Consider the following 15,044-nt stretch of genomic DNA (forward strand, 5'->3'; position numbering starts at 1 on the left):
TTTAGCGAATCACCTCATAAATGGCGGTCTGAATAGACTGCCATTTTTTCGTGGTGGCATCCGGCTGTGACTGCGCCCGTCGCGTTGCCATCTCAAGATCGTGCTTCTGGCGCTTCACCACGGCCGGCACGGTACAGAAGGCTTTCAGATACTCTTTACGTATTGACGTCAGGGACTCGCCGCTTGACATGGCGTGGCTGAGCGTATTGATGAAACGACGACACGGCTTCTCTTCTGCCATGTTCTGCCGATAGCGCAGCATAAGCTCCAGAACGTCGTCATAGCCTGCCGACATCGCCTCTTCGGTCCATGACAGCTTCCAGTCCATCCCACCCTGCAAAAAGAGCAGCGCCACGCGGGTATCGTTGCGGTTAATCGCCGAACGGAAATTACTCTCGTCCCAGGTCACTCCCATGCGCGTCAGCGTCTCGCGCGAGGAAGGGGTTTCGCGCATCTCCTGCGGCGGAGCCGCCGCTTGCGCCGTATTTTCGGCCGCAGGCTGCGGTTTGCTGCTGGTCACCAGCCAGAAGCCGCCTACCACGATGGCAATCACCATCACGCCGACCGCTCCCCATAGCGCACCGGAGATAAGCTGCTCACGCTGTTCGGGCGTGCGCGGAGCGCGTTGGGTCGGCTTTTCAATCGTGTCGCGGACTTCAAACAGATCCCCACCGGTAACCCGATCCATTTTTTGCGCCTTTTCCCAGAACGCGTGCAGCTCGCTGGCATCCACCGCCATGAATCCGGCCGGGTTGACGCGCGTTCTCCCCTCCTCAAACGCGCGTTGAACCGGACGGGAGATCTGCATGTAGTAGTTATCCAGCAGCTGAATTTGCGCCGAACTTAACGTTTTCTGCACCGTAATGCTGTTGCGGATTTGCCGGATGTCGTCGAGGAAGGTTTGCAGCGTTTTGCGCGGCTCCACCATGAGCGTCAGCATGGACGGGTCGTTAAACAGCGAGGCGTAATAGCGGCTGAACTCTTTTTTATCCACCAGCATTTGCGCCAGTTCACTGAACATCATGCCGCTCAGGACATCGTTGATTTCGCCATGCTTCAGCCAGCGCCGTACGCGGTCAGCGTTAAATAAGGTTTTAAGATGATTATTGAGCCGCACCTGATCGGGCCAGGCCTGCTGAATGAGGCCTTTAATCATTAACTCAATTGCGCGTACCTGCTTGTGCGCCTGCTGTTGCTGGAGTTCACTTCCCGGGGCCAGCTCGGTGCTGTAGGTCAGAAGCGGCTGCTGCAGACGAAGATGTTCCAGCGTAGTCACAAACCGCATCGCCGCAATAAGCTGGTTTTCACTGACATCCTGCCCGCTTTCGTACTGCGGGACGCGCTGCTGCAGCAGGCGCAGCTGCAGCGTAAATTCCGACATCTCGGCATCATTCAGGTTAAGCTTCTTCGCAACCGTAGCCCATCCCCCGAGGCCTAAACGCGCGCTGTCCAGCTGTTCCAGAAACCAGCGTGGATCTTTTCCCTCAGAAACATGTACATTCAGAAGAAGCAAGATTTCCACCGACGCCTGGCGAATGACCGCCAGACAGTGTTCAAACTGTTCGCGGATATGATGTGATGTGCTGAGAGTCATTGTTTTCCTTAAGCGACAGCGAAGACATCCGGAATGGGCACTAACGGCCGTTTTTCTTTTTATTTATACGCGCTTAACCATACCTGACTTTCTGTTGAAATAAAGTGACAACCCTAAAATCATTTAAAATGCTTCAGGAGAATCTTAATGCCAGTTTTAATGACCTCACGCCTGAACTGCTCGCCCCTGCAGGAACAAGACTGGCCCTTTTTTCTGGCGTTGCAGCAACACCCCGAAGTCATGCGCTTTGTGGCGGAGAACCGCCCCGTCGCAGCGATCCGGGAGGCGTTTGATTCGCGCCTGACGCCCTGGACGCCAGGCAGCGCGCACTGGCTGTGCCTCGTCGTACGTGATGCCCTCTCACAGGCCCCGCTGGGCGTTACCGGGTATATTCATCGGGAAGAAGATTGCGCCGAAGTGGGCTTTCTTTTTGCCCCCGAGGCGCAGGGCAAAGGTTACGGCTTCGAATCCCTGCAGGCGCTTTGCGATTACGCCTTTCATCAGGGCGGTATTCGTCGGCTCACCGCCACCGTCACCGCGGGAAACGTCGCCTCCAGGCGCCTGCTGGAAAAAGCTCGCTTCCAGCTGGAAGGCGAGCTACGTGAAAGCTATTACCTTTCCGGTCGCTGGCAAAATGACTGGTTATTTGGGTTATTACGGCAGGAATACCTGAACAATAATTCCTGATCAACAGCCATTTGGCGGATATTGCTCGTACCGCGATTCCTCTACAGTATCGCCATTAAGAGGAAACGAATATGAACGGTCATGCGCTAAATATATCTTCTGCCGCCATAGAATTAATAAAGAAACATCAAGGGCTTTCACTGGAGAAATATCGTGATGAAAAGGGTGTATGGGTTATCGGCTATGGGCATGTGATCCGCGAACGGGAAAATTTTCACGGCCTTATCACGCCTCTTCAGGCGGAATATTTACTCCATGAAGATATTCAGCTGTGTGAAACGCTGCTGCGGGAAAAGTGTATACATCCATTAACCCAGCAGCAGCATGACGCGCTGGTACTGATGATACTGAGTTTCGGCGTGACGTCTTCACTCCCGAAAGCGCTGCTTCAGGCCGTCGCCCGAGTGTAGTACATGGCTGCCTGGGTTCGGTTTTTTACCTCCAGCCGGCGAAAAAGCGCTTCCAGATGCGCTTTTACCGTGGCCGCACTGATATTGAGATTGCGACCAATTTCTTTGTTTGATTCGCCTGCCGCCAGCAGCTTCAGCACCTCACGCTGACGCTCGCTTAAGGAAAGTAACGCCTGCGCTGACGATTGCTGGCTGACCCACTCAGCGGGAAAACAGACCATCCCTCTGGACACGGAATCCAGCACGGCGGCAAACCGCTCAGGGTTAGCGTTACGGGGGATAATAGCCATCACGTTTCGCTGCATGAGTTGTTCAACCCATCGGGTCTCTTTTTTTGCCAGAACCATCATCACCCGGACCGACGGGAAGCGATGCATGATTTCATCCAGGAAAGAACTCCCCTCATCCTGAATTAAATTGCCGTCAATCATGACGATAGCAGACGGTGACGCGGATATTTGCGTCCATAAATCATCTGCCTGACAAGCCCCCGTTATATTTATTTCAGGAATTAATTTCTGCAAACCGTGTATCGCTCCATGAATAAATATCGACTGCCTGTCAAACATGATTACTCGCATCGTATTTCTCCCTCTGAGAATAGCGAAGGGGGATTCTACATAGACGCTATTTAAGAAAAAACTCAATGAATGGAGAGGTTACAAATCCACCAGTGGTTTTTATATTTATCCGCATTTTGACACATCCATATTAAGGATTTCCTTAAGGGGTTCCCTCCCCTTAACATCAGACATCACAGGAACATACCGCCTGACACTTCAATACGTTGCGCGTTCATCCAGCCAAGCTTATCGCTAAGCAGCGCCGCAATGGCATCCCCGATATCGTCCGGCAAACCTACCCGCCCCAGCGCCGTCTGCGACGCCAGCATCTGGTTAAGCTGCGCGTTGTCGCGCACGCGCCCACCGCCAAAGTCGGTTTCGATCGCGCCTGGTGCGATAATATTGACTGAGATACCGCGCGCTCCAAGCTCCTTCGCCTGATAGCGGGTGAGCACTTCCATCGCCCCTTTCATGGCCGCGTAGGTTCCTGAGCCTGGCTGGGTGAAGCGGGCCAGTCCGCTGGAGACATTGAGGATCCGCCCCCCGTCATTAAGCAGAGGCAGCAGGCGCTGCGTCAGGAAGAAAGGCCCTTTGAAGTGAATGTTCAGCGCCTCATCAAACTGGGCTTCCGTCGTTTCGGTATAGGGTGCGTATAAACCCGTTCCGGCATTGTTCAATAAATAATCAAATGTTTCGCGCTGCCAGACGCTCTTCAGGATCTCCTGAAGCTGTTGAGCAAAATTTTCGAAACTGGCGATATCCCCGACGTTGAGCTTTAATGCCGCCGCCTTGACGCCTTTTTCCTGAATTTCGCGCACAACTTCCAGCGCTTCCTGCTGGCTACGATTGTAGGTCAGGATAATTCCCGTGCCGTCAGCAGCCAGCTTTAACGCAGCGTTTTTACCTAAGCCGCGGCTACCACCCGTCACTAATGCGATACGTTCAGTCATCATAAACCTCGTTTTGGCTGTTATGGAGATTGAGAAAGAGCTTATTAGGTGATAGAAGATCAATAAAGATGGGTAATAACGCTTCACTGTTTCATTGCAAACAACAATGAGCTTCATCTATGGATAAAATTCACGCAATGCAGCTGTTTGTTCGCGTCGCGGAACTGGAGAGTTTTTCCCGCGCGGCAGAGACATTAACGCTGCCGAAAGGCAGCGTTTCCCGGCAAATTCAGGCACTGGAAAACGGGCTTGGCACCCAGCTACTGCACCGTACCACGCGCCGCGTCAGCCTGACGCAGGACGGCATGGTCTATTACGAACGGGCAAAAGATCTGCTGGCGAACCTGGATGAGCTGGACGGTATGTTTCAGCACGATCCCTCCAGCATCAGCGGAAGGCTGCGCGTGGATATGCCCGTTGGCGTTGCTCGAAATGTCGTCATCCCCAAACTGCCTGCGTTTTTACAGCAGTATCCGGGTATCGAACTGGAGCTCAGCAGCAGCGATCGTCTGGTGGATGTGGTCCGCGAAGGGTTTGATTGCGTCGTCCGCGTGGGTTCCCTGAAGGACTCTGGGCTGATAGCCCGTCCGCTGGGCAAGCTGTCGGTGATCAACTGCGCCAGCCCGGATTATCTGGTGCGTTTTGGCTACCCTGACACGCTGGACGATTTAGGCTCGCACGCCGTGATTCATTATGCCGCGATGCTGGGAAGCCGCCCTCAGGGCTTTGAATTTTATAACGGCAGCACGACGCAGTGGATAAAAACGGGCGGGGTGCTAACCGTCAACAGCACGGAAACTTACCAGGCCGCCTGCCTTGCCGGGCTGGGGATCATTCAGGCCCCGCGCGTTGGGGTGCGCGACCTGCTGCGCGCAAAGAAACTGATTGAGATCCTCCCGCAGTATCGCGCGGAACCGATGCCTGTCTCCCTGATTTACCCCCACCGGCGCAACCTCTCTCGCCGGGTTCACCTGTTTATGGAGTGGCTAACCGAACTCACAAAAGCTTACGTGGACTAGTCGCAAGCTATAATTCAGTAACATCCAGCCAAACGAAAAAGGAAAAGACGCGTGACGCCGGAAAATAACCCGCAACGACCCACCCAACATTTAGATTATGAACCCATCAAGAAGATGGAAACCGAGCCGGAAGAGGCTAAAGCCCCTGGTACCGCCAGCAAGGCGCTGGGCACCGTTACCAGCCTGGCGGAGAGAATTCAGCAGTTTCCCATGGTTGCGCATCTAATACGTGCGACCGAGCGCTTCAATGACCGCATGGGGAACCAGTTTGGTGCCGCGATCACCTATTTTTCATTCCTGTCGATGATCCCCATCCTGATGGTGTCGTTTGCAGCGGCCGGTTTTGTGCTCGCGTCACATCCAACGCTGCTGCAGGATATTTTCAATAAGATCCTGAATAACGTCAGTGACCCAACCCTCGGCACCACGCTGAAAAGCACGATAAACACCGCCGTTCAGCAGCGCACCACCGTCGGTATCGTCGGTTTGCTCATCGCCCTTTACTCCGGCGTTAACTGGATGGGCAACCTCCGCGAAGCTATTCGCGCCCAGTCGCGCGAGGTGTGGGAGCGTAAACCGCAGGATCAGGAGAAAATTTGGGTTAAATATTTCCGCGACTTTATTTCGCTGATTGGCCTGCTTATCGCGCTCGTCGTCACGCTCTCCATTACCTCCGTGGCAGGCTCCGCGCAGCAGATGATTATTTCTGCGCTCTATCTTGATTACATCGAATGGCTGAAGCCCGCCTGGCGCGGGATCGGGCTGGCGATTTCTATCTTCGCCAACTACCTGCTGTTCTTCTGGATTTTCTGGCGCTTGCCTCGGCATCGTCCGCGTAAGAAGGCGCTGCTCCGCGGCACATTGATTGCGGCGATCGGCTTTGAAGTGATTAAGATCGTGATGACCTACACCCTGCCGTCGCTGGTGAAATCCCCGTCCGGCGCGGCATTTGGCTCGGTGCTGGGGCTGATGGCATTCTTCTACTTCTTTGCGCGTTTAACCCTGTTCTGCGCGGCGTGGATTGCCACCGCCGAGTACAAAGGCGACACGCGAATGCCCGGAAAAACACACCGTTAATTCCGCTCTCGGGCTGATATTTCAGCCCGACTCATCATTTCAGCATATAAATCCAGTCCGTAACTTTTATTTAACCGAAAACCAGTTTTATCCACCAATATTTAAAAAACGTGAAGCATTTCATGGAAGCATTTTGGCTGGCCTGAACATTATCCGCTTTTTGTTGATTTTATAATCAGTAAGCTATTTTGTTACAGATTGAAATGTCGCTTTTGCTGTGCGTAATATGGCCTTTCGTTCGACAAAAAATAAGAAAATATTATGCAATCAACAGCCACAACACTCGACTCTGGTGCGGAAAACGTCCCGGTAAACTCGCGCAATAAAGTTGTCGTCGCATCGCTGATTGGCACCGCCATTGAGTTCTTCGACTTTTACATTTACGCCACCGCAGCGGTCATCGTTTTCCCGCATATTTTCTTCCCGCAGGGAGACCCGACGGCGGCGACGCTACAGTCTCTGGCGACCTTTGCTATCGCGTTTGTGGCGCGTCCGATTGGCTCCGCGCTGTTTGGACACTTCGGCGATCGTATTGGGCGCAAGGTCACCCTGGTGGCCTCGCTGCTGACAATGGGCATCTCCACCGTGGCGATCGGCCTGCTGCCGACCTACGAAACCATCGGCATTCTGGCGCCGGTCCTGCTGGCGCTGGCGCGTTTTGGTCAGGGTCTGGGGCTGGGCGGTGAATGGGGTGGCGCGGCGCTGCTGGCGACCGAGAACGCCCCGCCGCGTAAACGCGCGCTGTACGGTTCATTCCCGCAGCTTGGCGCGCCGATTGGCTTCTTCTTTGCCAACGGGACCTTCCTGCTGCTCTCCTGGCTGCTGACGGACGAACAGTTCATGAGCTGGGGCTGGCGTATTCCGTTTGTCTTCTCGGCCGTGCTGGTGCTGATTGGCCTGTATGTGCGTGTTTCCCTGCATGAGACGCCGGTGTTCGCAAAAGTAGCCGCGGCGAAAAAACAGGTAAAAGTGCCGCTGGGCACCCTGCTGACAAAACACGTGCGCGTGACCGTGCTGGGCACGTTTATCATGCTGGCTACCTACACGCTGTTCTACATCATGACGGTGTATTCCATGACCTACAGTACCGCTGCCGCACCGGTTGGGCTGGGCCTGCCGCGTAACGAAGTGCTGTGGATGCTGATGATGGCGGTGATTGGGTTTGGCGTGATGGTACCGATTGCCGGCCTGCTGGCGGATAAGTTTGGTCGTCGTGCGAGCATGATTACGATCACCACGCTGATCATTCTGTTTGCTCTGTTCGTCTTCCCGCCGCTGCTGAGTTCAGGTAGCCCGGCGCTGGTGATGGCGTACCTGCTGATTGGCCTGAGCCTGATGGGGCTGACCTTCGGCCCGATGGGCGCGCTGCTGCCGGAGCTGTTCCCGACGGAAGTGCGTTATACCGGCGCGTCGTTCTCCTATAACGTCTCGTCTATTCTGGGTGCGTCCGTGGCACCGTATATCGCCACCTGGCTGCAGGCAAATTATGGTCTGTTCTACGTGGGCGTTTATCTGGCGGCCATGGCGGCGCTGACGTTGATTGCGCTGCTGCTGACGCATGAAACTAAGCATCAGGCGCTGTAATTAATTGCGGCCTGATGCCCTCACCCCGGCCCTCTCCCACAGGGAGAGGGAGAAAGGCGTTACTTCTTCATCTGCGACAAAATCGTCCGGCATTGATTCGCCTCGCCTTCTGACGGCGAAATCAACGCCAGCAGCGCGGCGGCCGGGGTGACCAACGTCGCGAGGGCTGCGGCCACCGCGCCACGCGCAATCAGCGGCCCGGGCTTGACGCCCGCCTGCGGATTTTTGAAGGTCCCACGCACGTAAAGCGGCGAGCGCAGGGTAATAATACGAATTCCCTTACTTTCCGGATCGATGGTCAAATCCAGCTGCTCGGAGGCCATGCTGGCGGTACCGGTCACGTTAATCACCGCGTTTTCCGTGTCGAAGGCAAAAATCTGCGGACGCGCCACGCCATTAACCAGATCCACATTCGCCGCCGCGCAGTTCACCCGCACCTCGTCATCGCCAAAGATTTGCCCGATGATAAAGTTACCGACGTTCAGCCCCAGGATCTCCATCAGGTTGCGGCTGACCAGACCGTCGTTCATTAGCAGTTTCAGGTTACCGTTGCCGCTGCCCAGCAGTGCCGCCACGGAATTCCCCACCCCGCGAATGTCCGCATCGCCGTTCATTTCACCGAGGGTTTTCTGCATCAGCTCCACGTTTGGCATCAGCTCTTTCAGCTTCAATCGACGCGCCTGGATCTCCGCCCGCCCCTGCATCGGCTTTTTATCGCCTTCCAGGTGAATGTTGGAGGAAATCGTCCCGCCCGCCATGCCAAACTTCAGCGGCTGCAGGCGCAGGTCGGCATTTTTCAGGATGATATGCGTCGAGAGATCGCTCAGCGGCAGCGTGCTGCCATGCTCAATCTTGCGCCCTTTGAAGCGCACATCTGCATCCATCACGTCCCACTTATCGGTTTCAAAGCGATCGTAAGGCAGCACTTTTCCCGCAGGCTGAACGTCCTTCTTAACCTCTTTTGACTTTGTCCCTTTGCCCGAATCCACGCCTATCAGCGGGCCAAGATCGGCCAGACGCAGCTGGCGGGATTCGACATCCCCTTCCAGTTTTGGCCGTGGTTTTCCGGTGGTATAGGTCAGCGTGCCGTGAATATCGCTGTCACCGATGCGGCCGTTGAAATCCCGGTAGTCAAAAACGGACGATTTTTCGGTATCAATTTTGGCAACCAAATGCCCGTCCGTTTCGAACGGCGGGGTATCCGGCAGCAGTACGCCGGTCAGTTCATACAGTTCGCCAAGCGAGTCACCGGCGAACTTGAGCTGCAGGTCGACGCCCCCCATGTTCATCGGGTCGTTGACCGTCCCCACAAACGCCACGCGCGTATTCCCCGAGCGGAAATCCGCCTGCACCGGGAACGGCGTGCCTTCGCTCCGGAGCGCCAGCATGCCGCCGATTTTCCCTTTCCCGTTAAGCGGCTGACCGTTGTAGCGCCCTTTTGCCGTCAGGCCGAAGACATAATCACCCGCTTTGGCGCTATCGCCTTTCGCTTTATTGCCCGTGACTTCGCTAAACGGCAGCGGTTTACCCAGCGGATCGACCAGGATCTCCACGTCTGCCTTGCTGACCTTATCGTCGATGGCGATCCGCCCGCGATCGAAAAGAATATTGTCCAGACGGAATGACCACGAAGAGGGCTGGGCATTCGGATCTTTTTTGCCGTCGCTGGCAAGGTTAAACGTCCAGTTATTGTTTTTTTCAGAGAGGCGGATCAGGCGCGCATCGGGCTGCTGGAGCTTGATCCACGGTAGATAGACGGTTTTGGTCAGGAGCGCTAGCGGCGCCAGCGTGGCTTCCACGCGCGGCAGATGCACCATGGTCACTTCGGGGATATCCGGCGGGTTGCCGAGAATAATGTCGTCGGCGTGGACGTGCGGCCAGGGGATCCAGCTTCGCCAGCCGGTCTCCTCTTTCTGACGCTCCCATACCACACCCAGATCGCCACGAATGGCGAAGGGACGGTTCAGCTCAGTTGAGACTTTCTGGTTGATGGTCGGCTTAAGGCGGTTCCAGTCAAACGTCGCGATAATGATGACGACGATCGCGATCAACAACAAGAAAATCCCTGTAATCCAGGAAATGACCCTGGTTGTTTTTGTCATTTTTATCCCCTTTCCTGATGACCTGTCCTGTAAAACTATAGTCCAGACAAAGGGAAACGGGGCTATTAGAGGGTCGTTCTGGCGCTTTCGAGGAGATCCATCGGCACGGGGCGAGAGAGGAAATAGCCTTGCGCCGCCGCTGCGGGAGAGTTTTGCACATCACGCCACTCTTCCAGCGTTTCCACGCCTTCAACGATCACCCCCTGGCAATAGCGATTCATCAACTGCAATAACAGCGTAAACAGATTCCGCCCTTCCGGGGTCTGGCGCAGCATGATGAACAGATCGCGGGCCACCTTGATGTAGTCATAGCGCACTTCGCTGAGGGCCGAGAAGTTCGCCATACCGGTGCCAAAGTCATCCAGCCACAGCGGGCCAAATTCACACATTGACGCAAACGAGGAATCCTGCGGCAGGCGCACGTGCTCCACCAGCTCAAAGCGCAGCCACGGCAGGGTGGCGATCAGCTCCTGCAGCTTCGCGTTCTGACGCAGCGCCAGCAGAGTTGGGCCATCCACGTTCACCGAGGCGAGGATCGTATGCTGCTCGAAAAAGGCCTGTTTCGTCGCCAGCATACGGAGCTGCTCTTCCAGCACGTCCAGACGCTGGCGAACGGCAACTTCGGCAAAATAGCGATCCGGCGCGATGCGCTGAGTAGGGTTTGAGGGATGCGTAACGACGGTCAAAATTTCAATTGCCATCAGCCGACCGTCCGTTCGATAGATCGGCTGCCAGGTGTACGCGCGCTCACATTGCAGCCAGTAGCGATGCTCCTGCAAGTTCTCAATACTTGCCTCAGGCGTAGTGCTCAGCCGCTGGATAACCTGCTCTGACTTCATTTCAGATGTCCTGTTGTTGGGATAGCCTTTCTGGACTCGTCACAGGATTATCGGCGCGATAATTGAGAACTTTATGTTCAATTCACCGTGAAAATGAAATTAAGATGACAGAAATTTGCCGGAACACGCGCTGGCTCAAATAAAATAATGGAACACCGTTTTAATATAGTTGACCATCTAATTCACTCGGCGCACACTGCTGAAAATTCTTCTGTTCAGGTTCACGACTATGTCCAAAAAAATTGCCGTGATTGGCGAATGCATGATTGAGCTGTCACAAAAAGGCCCGGAAGTCAGCCGCGGATTTGGTGGCGATACGTTAAACACCTCGGTTTACATTGCCCGTCAGGTTGCGCCTGAGGCACTCACCGTGAACTACGTCACCGCCCTCGGCACGGACAGCTTCAGCCAGCAGATGCTGGAAGCCTGGCAGAGTGAACATGTTGACACCTCGCTTATACAGCGTATGGAAAACCGCCTGCCTGGGCTTTACTACATCGAAACTGACAGCACCGGCGAACGCACGTTTTATTACTGGCGTAACGAAGCCGCGGCCAAATTCTGGCTGGAGAGCGACGCCGCTGGGGCCATCTGCGAAGAGCTGGCGACGTTTGACTATCTCTATCTGAGCGGCATTAGCCTGGCGATTTTAAGCCCGACCAGCCGCGAAAAGCTGCTCTCGCTGCTGCGCGAATGCCGCGCCAACGGCGGGAAGGTGATTTTTGATAACAACTACCGCCCGCGCCTGTGGGCCAGCCGCGAAGAGACGCAGCAGGTTTATCAGCAGATGCTGCAGTGCACGGATATCGCCTTCCTGACGCTCGATGATGAAGACGCCCTGTGGGGTGAGAAATCGGTTGAGGACGTGATTGCCCGCACGCACGCAGCAGGCGTGAGCGAAGTGGTGATTAAGCGCGGCGCGGAGTCGTGCCTGGTCGCGATTGCGGGTGAAGCGGTGATTGAGGTCCCTGCGGTGAAGCTGGCCAAAGAGAAAGTGATTGATACCACCGCGGCGGGGGATTCCTTCAGCGCGGGCTACCTGGCGGTACGCCTGACGGGGGGAACGCCGGAAGCGGCGGCACAGCGTGGGCACCTGACGGCCAGCACCGTGATTCAGTATCGCGGGGCGATTATTCCGCGCGAGGCGATGCCTGTTTAGTTTCCCCTAACCCTCTCCCCAAAGGGGAGAGGGTCAGCGTGAGGGGGTTACTGCCCCTGCGGAATATCCGACGCGTCCTGGTGTAGATCATCAGCCGTTGCAGCCTGCGCCGGCTGCGACGCGGTGGCCATAATGGAATCCCAGGTCTTCTGAAGTTCCTTCATGTCATATTCCGGCTCGCCTTTCGGCTGCAGAAGGATCAACGCCATATCCTGCGACAGCTGCTGACGTAAATCCTGATTCAGCATATTCACAGTCAGACCGTTCAGGAAGTCCTGACGCAGCTTCTGGTACTGCTCAGGCGCAATGTCGACAACCTGATTCTGCAGGGAGCGAATCCGCTGGCTGATCAGAATGTCGGTATCGGCGCGAGCGTAGGTGGCAAACAGTTTCTGCAGCTCCAGTTTTTTCTGGGCCAGCAGCGCGTTGAACTCCTCTTCAGAGAGCCCCTCTTTACGCACTTTTGCCAGCTCTTTCGCCACCACACCCAGGTTCGCATTCAGTTTATCGCCCGGCGATTCAACGTTAATGGCACATTGCGCACGCTGGAACAGCACGCGGCAGTCAAAGCCAAGGCCAATGTTCTTCACGTTGTTTTTGCTGAGCGTCTGCTGAACGTGCCAGAACAACGCTTCACGCGCCAGATCGGCACGCCAGTAGCGCAGCAGCGCCGCAGACTCGCGAATAGGCTGCCAGGCGTTATCCCACATCACGGAGAGCCTGTCCTGGCGCACGGTGTCCGTCATAATGCTGACAGGCTCGGCGCGCAGCGGAGAGAGCGTCGGGACAGGGGCTGGCGTTTCACGTTTGCCCTTCAGATCGCCAAACGCTTTGTTGATCTGCTCAACCACCGCGCGGCTATCCACATTGCCGACAACGATCAGCGTCATCGCGTCCGGGGTGTACCATTTCTGGTAGAACGATTTTACCTGTTCAACGTCCACCGGCTGCTTCAGCGGCTCTGCCGGATCGTGCCCCAGCAACGTTGAGCCTTTCAGACGGTAGCGCCACCAGCCCTCTTTGGTATCCGCAGGCCAGGTCGCCACCATGTCGCCGTTGCTCAACGCATAGTTCACGGTGTCTGGCGTAATCGCCAGGTTGCCAGAGGCATCGGAGAGATAGGTAAGGGCTTCTTTAAGCAGGTCGTTACGGTTATTTGGCAGGCTCAGGTTAAACATGGTGTAGTCATAGGAGACCACAGCCGGAGGAAGGGGGCGTTTCGGATCGATGGCCTGTTGCCACAGCGAACGCACCTGTACTGCCTGCAAGCTGCCGCTCTGCGTGAGCGCCAGACGGGGAATAAAATGGCTAAAACCGGTTTGCTGAGTGCTTTCCGTAAGGGAGCCGGTATTTACGGACAGACGGATTTCAATACGATCGCTGGGACGCTGTGGAGTAGATAACACCTGCCACTGAAAACCGTTCGCTAGCGTGCCTTGTTGCCAGGCCGGGTCTGGCTGGAGCGCATCTGCCTGCACATAACTGGCTGCTGCCATCATCAGCAAACCGCCGGTTAAGAGTCGAATTTTTGTGCCCTGCATGTGAACCCCTGATCAACATTCCTGGTTAAAAAGAGTGTCTCGCGACGCGCTGCACTCTAAAAGATGACGATGAAAACACGTCGATTAGACCGCGCGTTCGGCAAAACGTCACGGTCCGAAGTGAAATATACCCAAAAAAAATCTTGTCGAATTATGACAGGTATGAACAGTTATTATGCGCAGGAGCCCGCATCCCGACAAGGGAATGCGGGCAATTGTGACAAGATTAGGAGGTTAAACCAGGATTTTTGCTATCAGACGCGCGATTATTCAGCGTATCGTTGAGCTTCTTGTGATCCAGCTCTTTCACCCATTTCGCGACCACCACCGTGGCCACGCCGTTACCCACCAGGTTGGTAAGGGCACGCGCCTCAGACATAAAGCGGTCAATACCAAGAATCAGTGCCAGACCCGCCACCGGCAGATGCCCCACCGCAGAAATGGTGGCCGCCAGCACGATAAAGCCGCTGCCCGTCACGCCCGCAGCCCCTTTAGACGACAGCAAGAGCACCACCAGCAGGGTGATTTGATGGAAAATATCCATATGGCTGTTGGTCGCCTGGGCGATAAACACGGCCGCCATCGTCAGGTATATCGAGGTACCGTCAAGGTTGAAGGAGTACCCCGTCGGGATCACCAGGCCGACCACCGATTTACGGCACCCCAGCTTTTCCATCTTGTCGAGCATACGCGGCAGCGCCGATTCTGAAGAGGAGGTCCCCAGAACAATCAGCAGCTCTTCACGGATGTAGCGGATGAATTTGAAAATGCTGAAGCCTGTCGCACGGGCGATGGAGCCCAGCACCACCACCACGAAAAGAATACAGGTGATGTAGAAGCAGATGATCAGCTGACCCAGCTGCACCAGCGTGCCAACGCCATACTTGCCGATGGTGAAGGCCATCGCACCGAAGGCACCGATCGGCGCCAGGCGCATGATCATATTGATGATGCCAAAGATGACCTGCGAGAAGCTTTCAATCACGTTGAAGATAAGCTGGCCTTTGCTGCCCAGACGGTGCAGGGCGAAGCCAAACATCACGGCAAACAGCAGCACCTGCAGAATGTTTCCGCTGGCGAAGGCGCCGATGACGCTGCCAGGGATGACGTCCAGCAGGAAGGCCACCACGCCCTGATCCTTCGCCTGTTCGGCATAGACCGCAACCGCTTTGGCATCCAGCGTAGAGGGATCAACGTTCATACCCGCGCCAGGCTGTACCACGTTGACGATGACCAGACCAATAATCAGCGCAAGGGTACTGACCACTTCAAAGTAGAGAAGCGCCACTGCACCGGTACGGCCCACCGCCTTCATGCTTTCCATGCCAGCGATGCCCGTTACCACCGTACAGAAGATCACCGGGGCGATGACCATTTTAATGAGCTTAACGAACGCGTCGCCAAGCGGTTTCATTTGCGCGCCCAGCTCCGGGTAATAGTGACCCAGCAGAATACCGATGGCGATGGCTGTCAGGACCTGGAAATAAAGACTTTTGAAGAGTGAGGTTTTCATAGGGTG

At 55.5% G+C, this 15,044-nt stretch carries 13 protein-coding genes; 6 read left to right on the top strand and 7 right to left on the bottom strand.

The features are described from left to right. Position 1: 1 nt before the first annotated feature. Positions 2–1,594 (bottom strand): STY4199 family HEPN domain-containing protein, encoded by a 1,593-nt coding sequence (locus IM314_RS17770; protein WP_060571562.1) that lies wholly within the window; start codon positions 1,592–1,594, stop codon positions 2–4. Positions 1,595–1,741: 147 nt separating this feature from the next. Here IM314_RS17770 and IM314_RS17775 point away from each other — a divergent pair, with 147 nt between their 5' ends. Continuing rightward, positions 1,742–2,281, top strand: coding sequence for a GNAT family N-acetyltransferase (locus IM314_RS17775; protein WP_028014743.1), 540 nt, complete (start codon positions 1,742–1,744; stop codon positions 2,279–2,281). Positions 2,282–2,352: 71 nt separating this feature from the next. Next, positions 2,353–2,691, top strand: coding sequence for a lysozyme (locus IM314_RS17780; protein WP_028014744.1), 339 nt, complete (start codon positions 2,353–2,355; stop codon positions 2,689–2,691). On the opposite strand, the gene IM314_RS17785 is transcribed toward IM314_RS17780, so the two are convergent. Together IM314_RS17785 and IM314_RS17790 are read right to left on the bottom strand one after the other, a co-directional pair. Beyond that, the gene (locus IM314_RS17785) at positions 2,670–3,272 is read right to left on the bottom strand and encodes a response regulator transcription factor (protein WP_045259401.1); all 603 of its coding nucleotides are present in this window, start codon (positions 3,270–3,272) and stop codon (positions 2,670–2,672) included. The genes IM314_RS17780 and IM314_RS17785 overlap by 22 nt on opposite strands. Positions 3,273–3,445: 173 nt before the next feature. Next, the gene (locus IM314_RS17790) at positions 3,446–4,204 is read right to left on the bottom strand and encodes an SDR family NAD(P)-dependent oxidoreductase (protein WP_028014746.1); all 759 of its coding nucleotides are present in this window, start codon (positions 4,202–4,204) and stop codon (positions 3,446–3,448) included. Between the two features lie 119 nt (positions 4,205–4,323). Here IM314_RS17790 and IM314_RS17795 point away from each other — a divergent pair, with 119 nt between their 5' ends. The 3 genes from IM314_RS17795 (at position 4,324) to IM314_RS17805 (ending at position 7,884) form a co-directional block, all read left to right on the top strand. After that, on the top strand, positions 4,324–5,223 hold the full coding sequence (locus IM314_RS17795; protein ID WP_193359189.1) for a LysR family transcriptional regulator: 900 nt from the start codon (positions 4,324–4,326) through the stop codon (positions 5,221–5,223). A 51-nt stretch (positions 5,224–5,274) separates the two neighbouring features. Then, complete coding sequence (gene yhjD, locus IM314_RS17800) at positions 5,275–6,300, top strand: inner membrane protein YhjD (RefSeq protein ID WP_193359188.1); 1,026 nt, start codon at positions 5,275–5,277, stop codon at positions 6,298–6,300. A 261-nt stretch (positions 6,301–6,561) separates the two neighbouring features. Then, complete coding sequence (locus IM314_RS17805; protein WP_028014749.1) at positions 6,562–7,884, top strand: MFS transporter; 1,323 nt, start codon at positions 6,562–6,564, stop codon at positions 7,882–7,884. Between the two features lie 59 nt (positions 7,885–7,943). On the opposite strand, the gene IM314_RS17810 is transcribed toward IM314_RS17805, so the two are convergent. Together IM314_RS17810 and pdeH are read right to left on the bottom strand one after the other, a co-directional pair. After that, the gene (locus tag IM314_RS17810; RefSeq protein WP_163333508.1) at positions 7,944–9,986 is read right to left on the bottom strand and encodes an AsmA family protein; all 2,043 of its coding nucleotides are present in this window, start codon (positions 9,984–9,986) and stop codon (positions 7,944–7,946) included. 65 nt (positions 9,987–10,051) lie between these two features. Then, on the bottom strand, positions 10,052–10,825 hold the full coding sequence (pdeH, locus tag IM314_RS17815) for a cyclic-guanylate-specific phosphodiesterase (protein ID WP_041911854.1): 774 nt from the start codon (positions 10,823–10,825) through the stop codon (positions 10,052–10,054). 229 nt (positions 10,826–11,054) lie between these two features. Here pdeH and IM314_RS17820 point away from each other — a divergent pair, with 229 nt between their 5' ends. After that, positions 11,055–11,984: a sugar kinase gene (locus tag IM314_RS17820; protein ID WP_193359187.1), complete on the top strand. Its 930-nt coding sequence runs from the start codon at positions 11,055–11,057 to the stop codon at positions 11,982–11,984. Positions 11,985–12,031: 47 nt separating this feature from the next. On the opposite strand, the gene IM314_RS17825 is transcribed toward IM314_RS17820, so the two are convergent. Together IM314_RS17825 and IM314_RS17830 are read right to left on the bottom strand one after the other, a co-directional pair. After that, positions 12,032–13,525: a pitrilysin family protein gene (locus IM314_RS17825; RefSeq protein WP_041911852.1), complete on the bottom strand. Its 1,494-nt coding sequence runs from the start codon at positions 13,523–13,525 to the stop codon at positions 12,032–12,034. Positions 13,526–13,751: 226 nt separating this feature from the next. Continuing rightward, entirely contained in the window at positions 13,752–15,038 is a 1,287-nt protein-coding gene (locus IM314_RS17830; RefSeq protein ID WP_028014754.1) for a dicarboxylate/amino acid:cation symporter, read from the bottom strand. Positions 15,039–15,044: the final 6 nt, after the last annotated feature.

This window comes from Enterobacter cloacae complex sp. P42RS (genome assembly GCF_014930595.1).
Lineage (GTDB): Bacteria > Pseudomonadota > Gammaproteobacteria > Enterobacterales > Enterobacteriaceae > Enterobacter > Enterobacter bugandensis.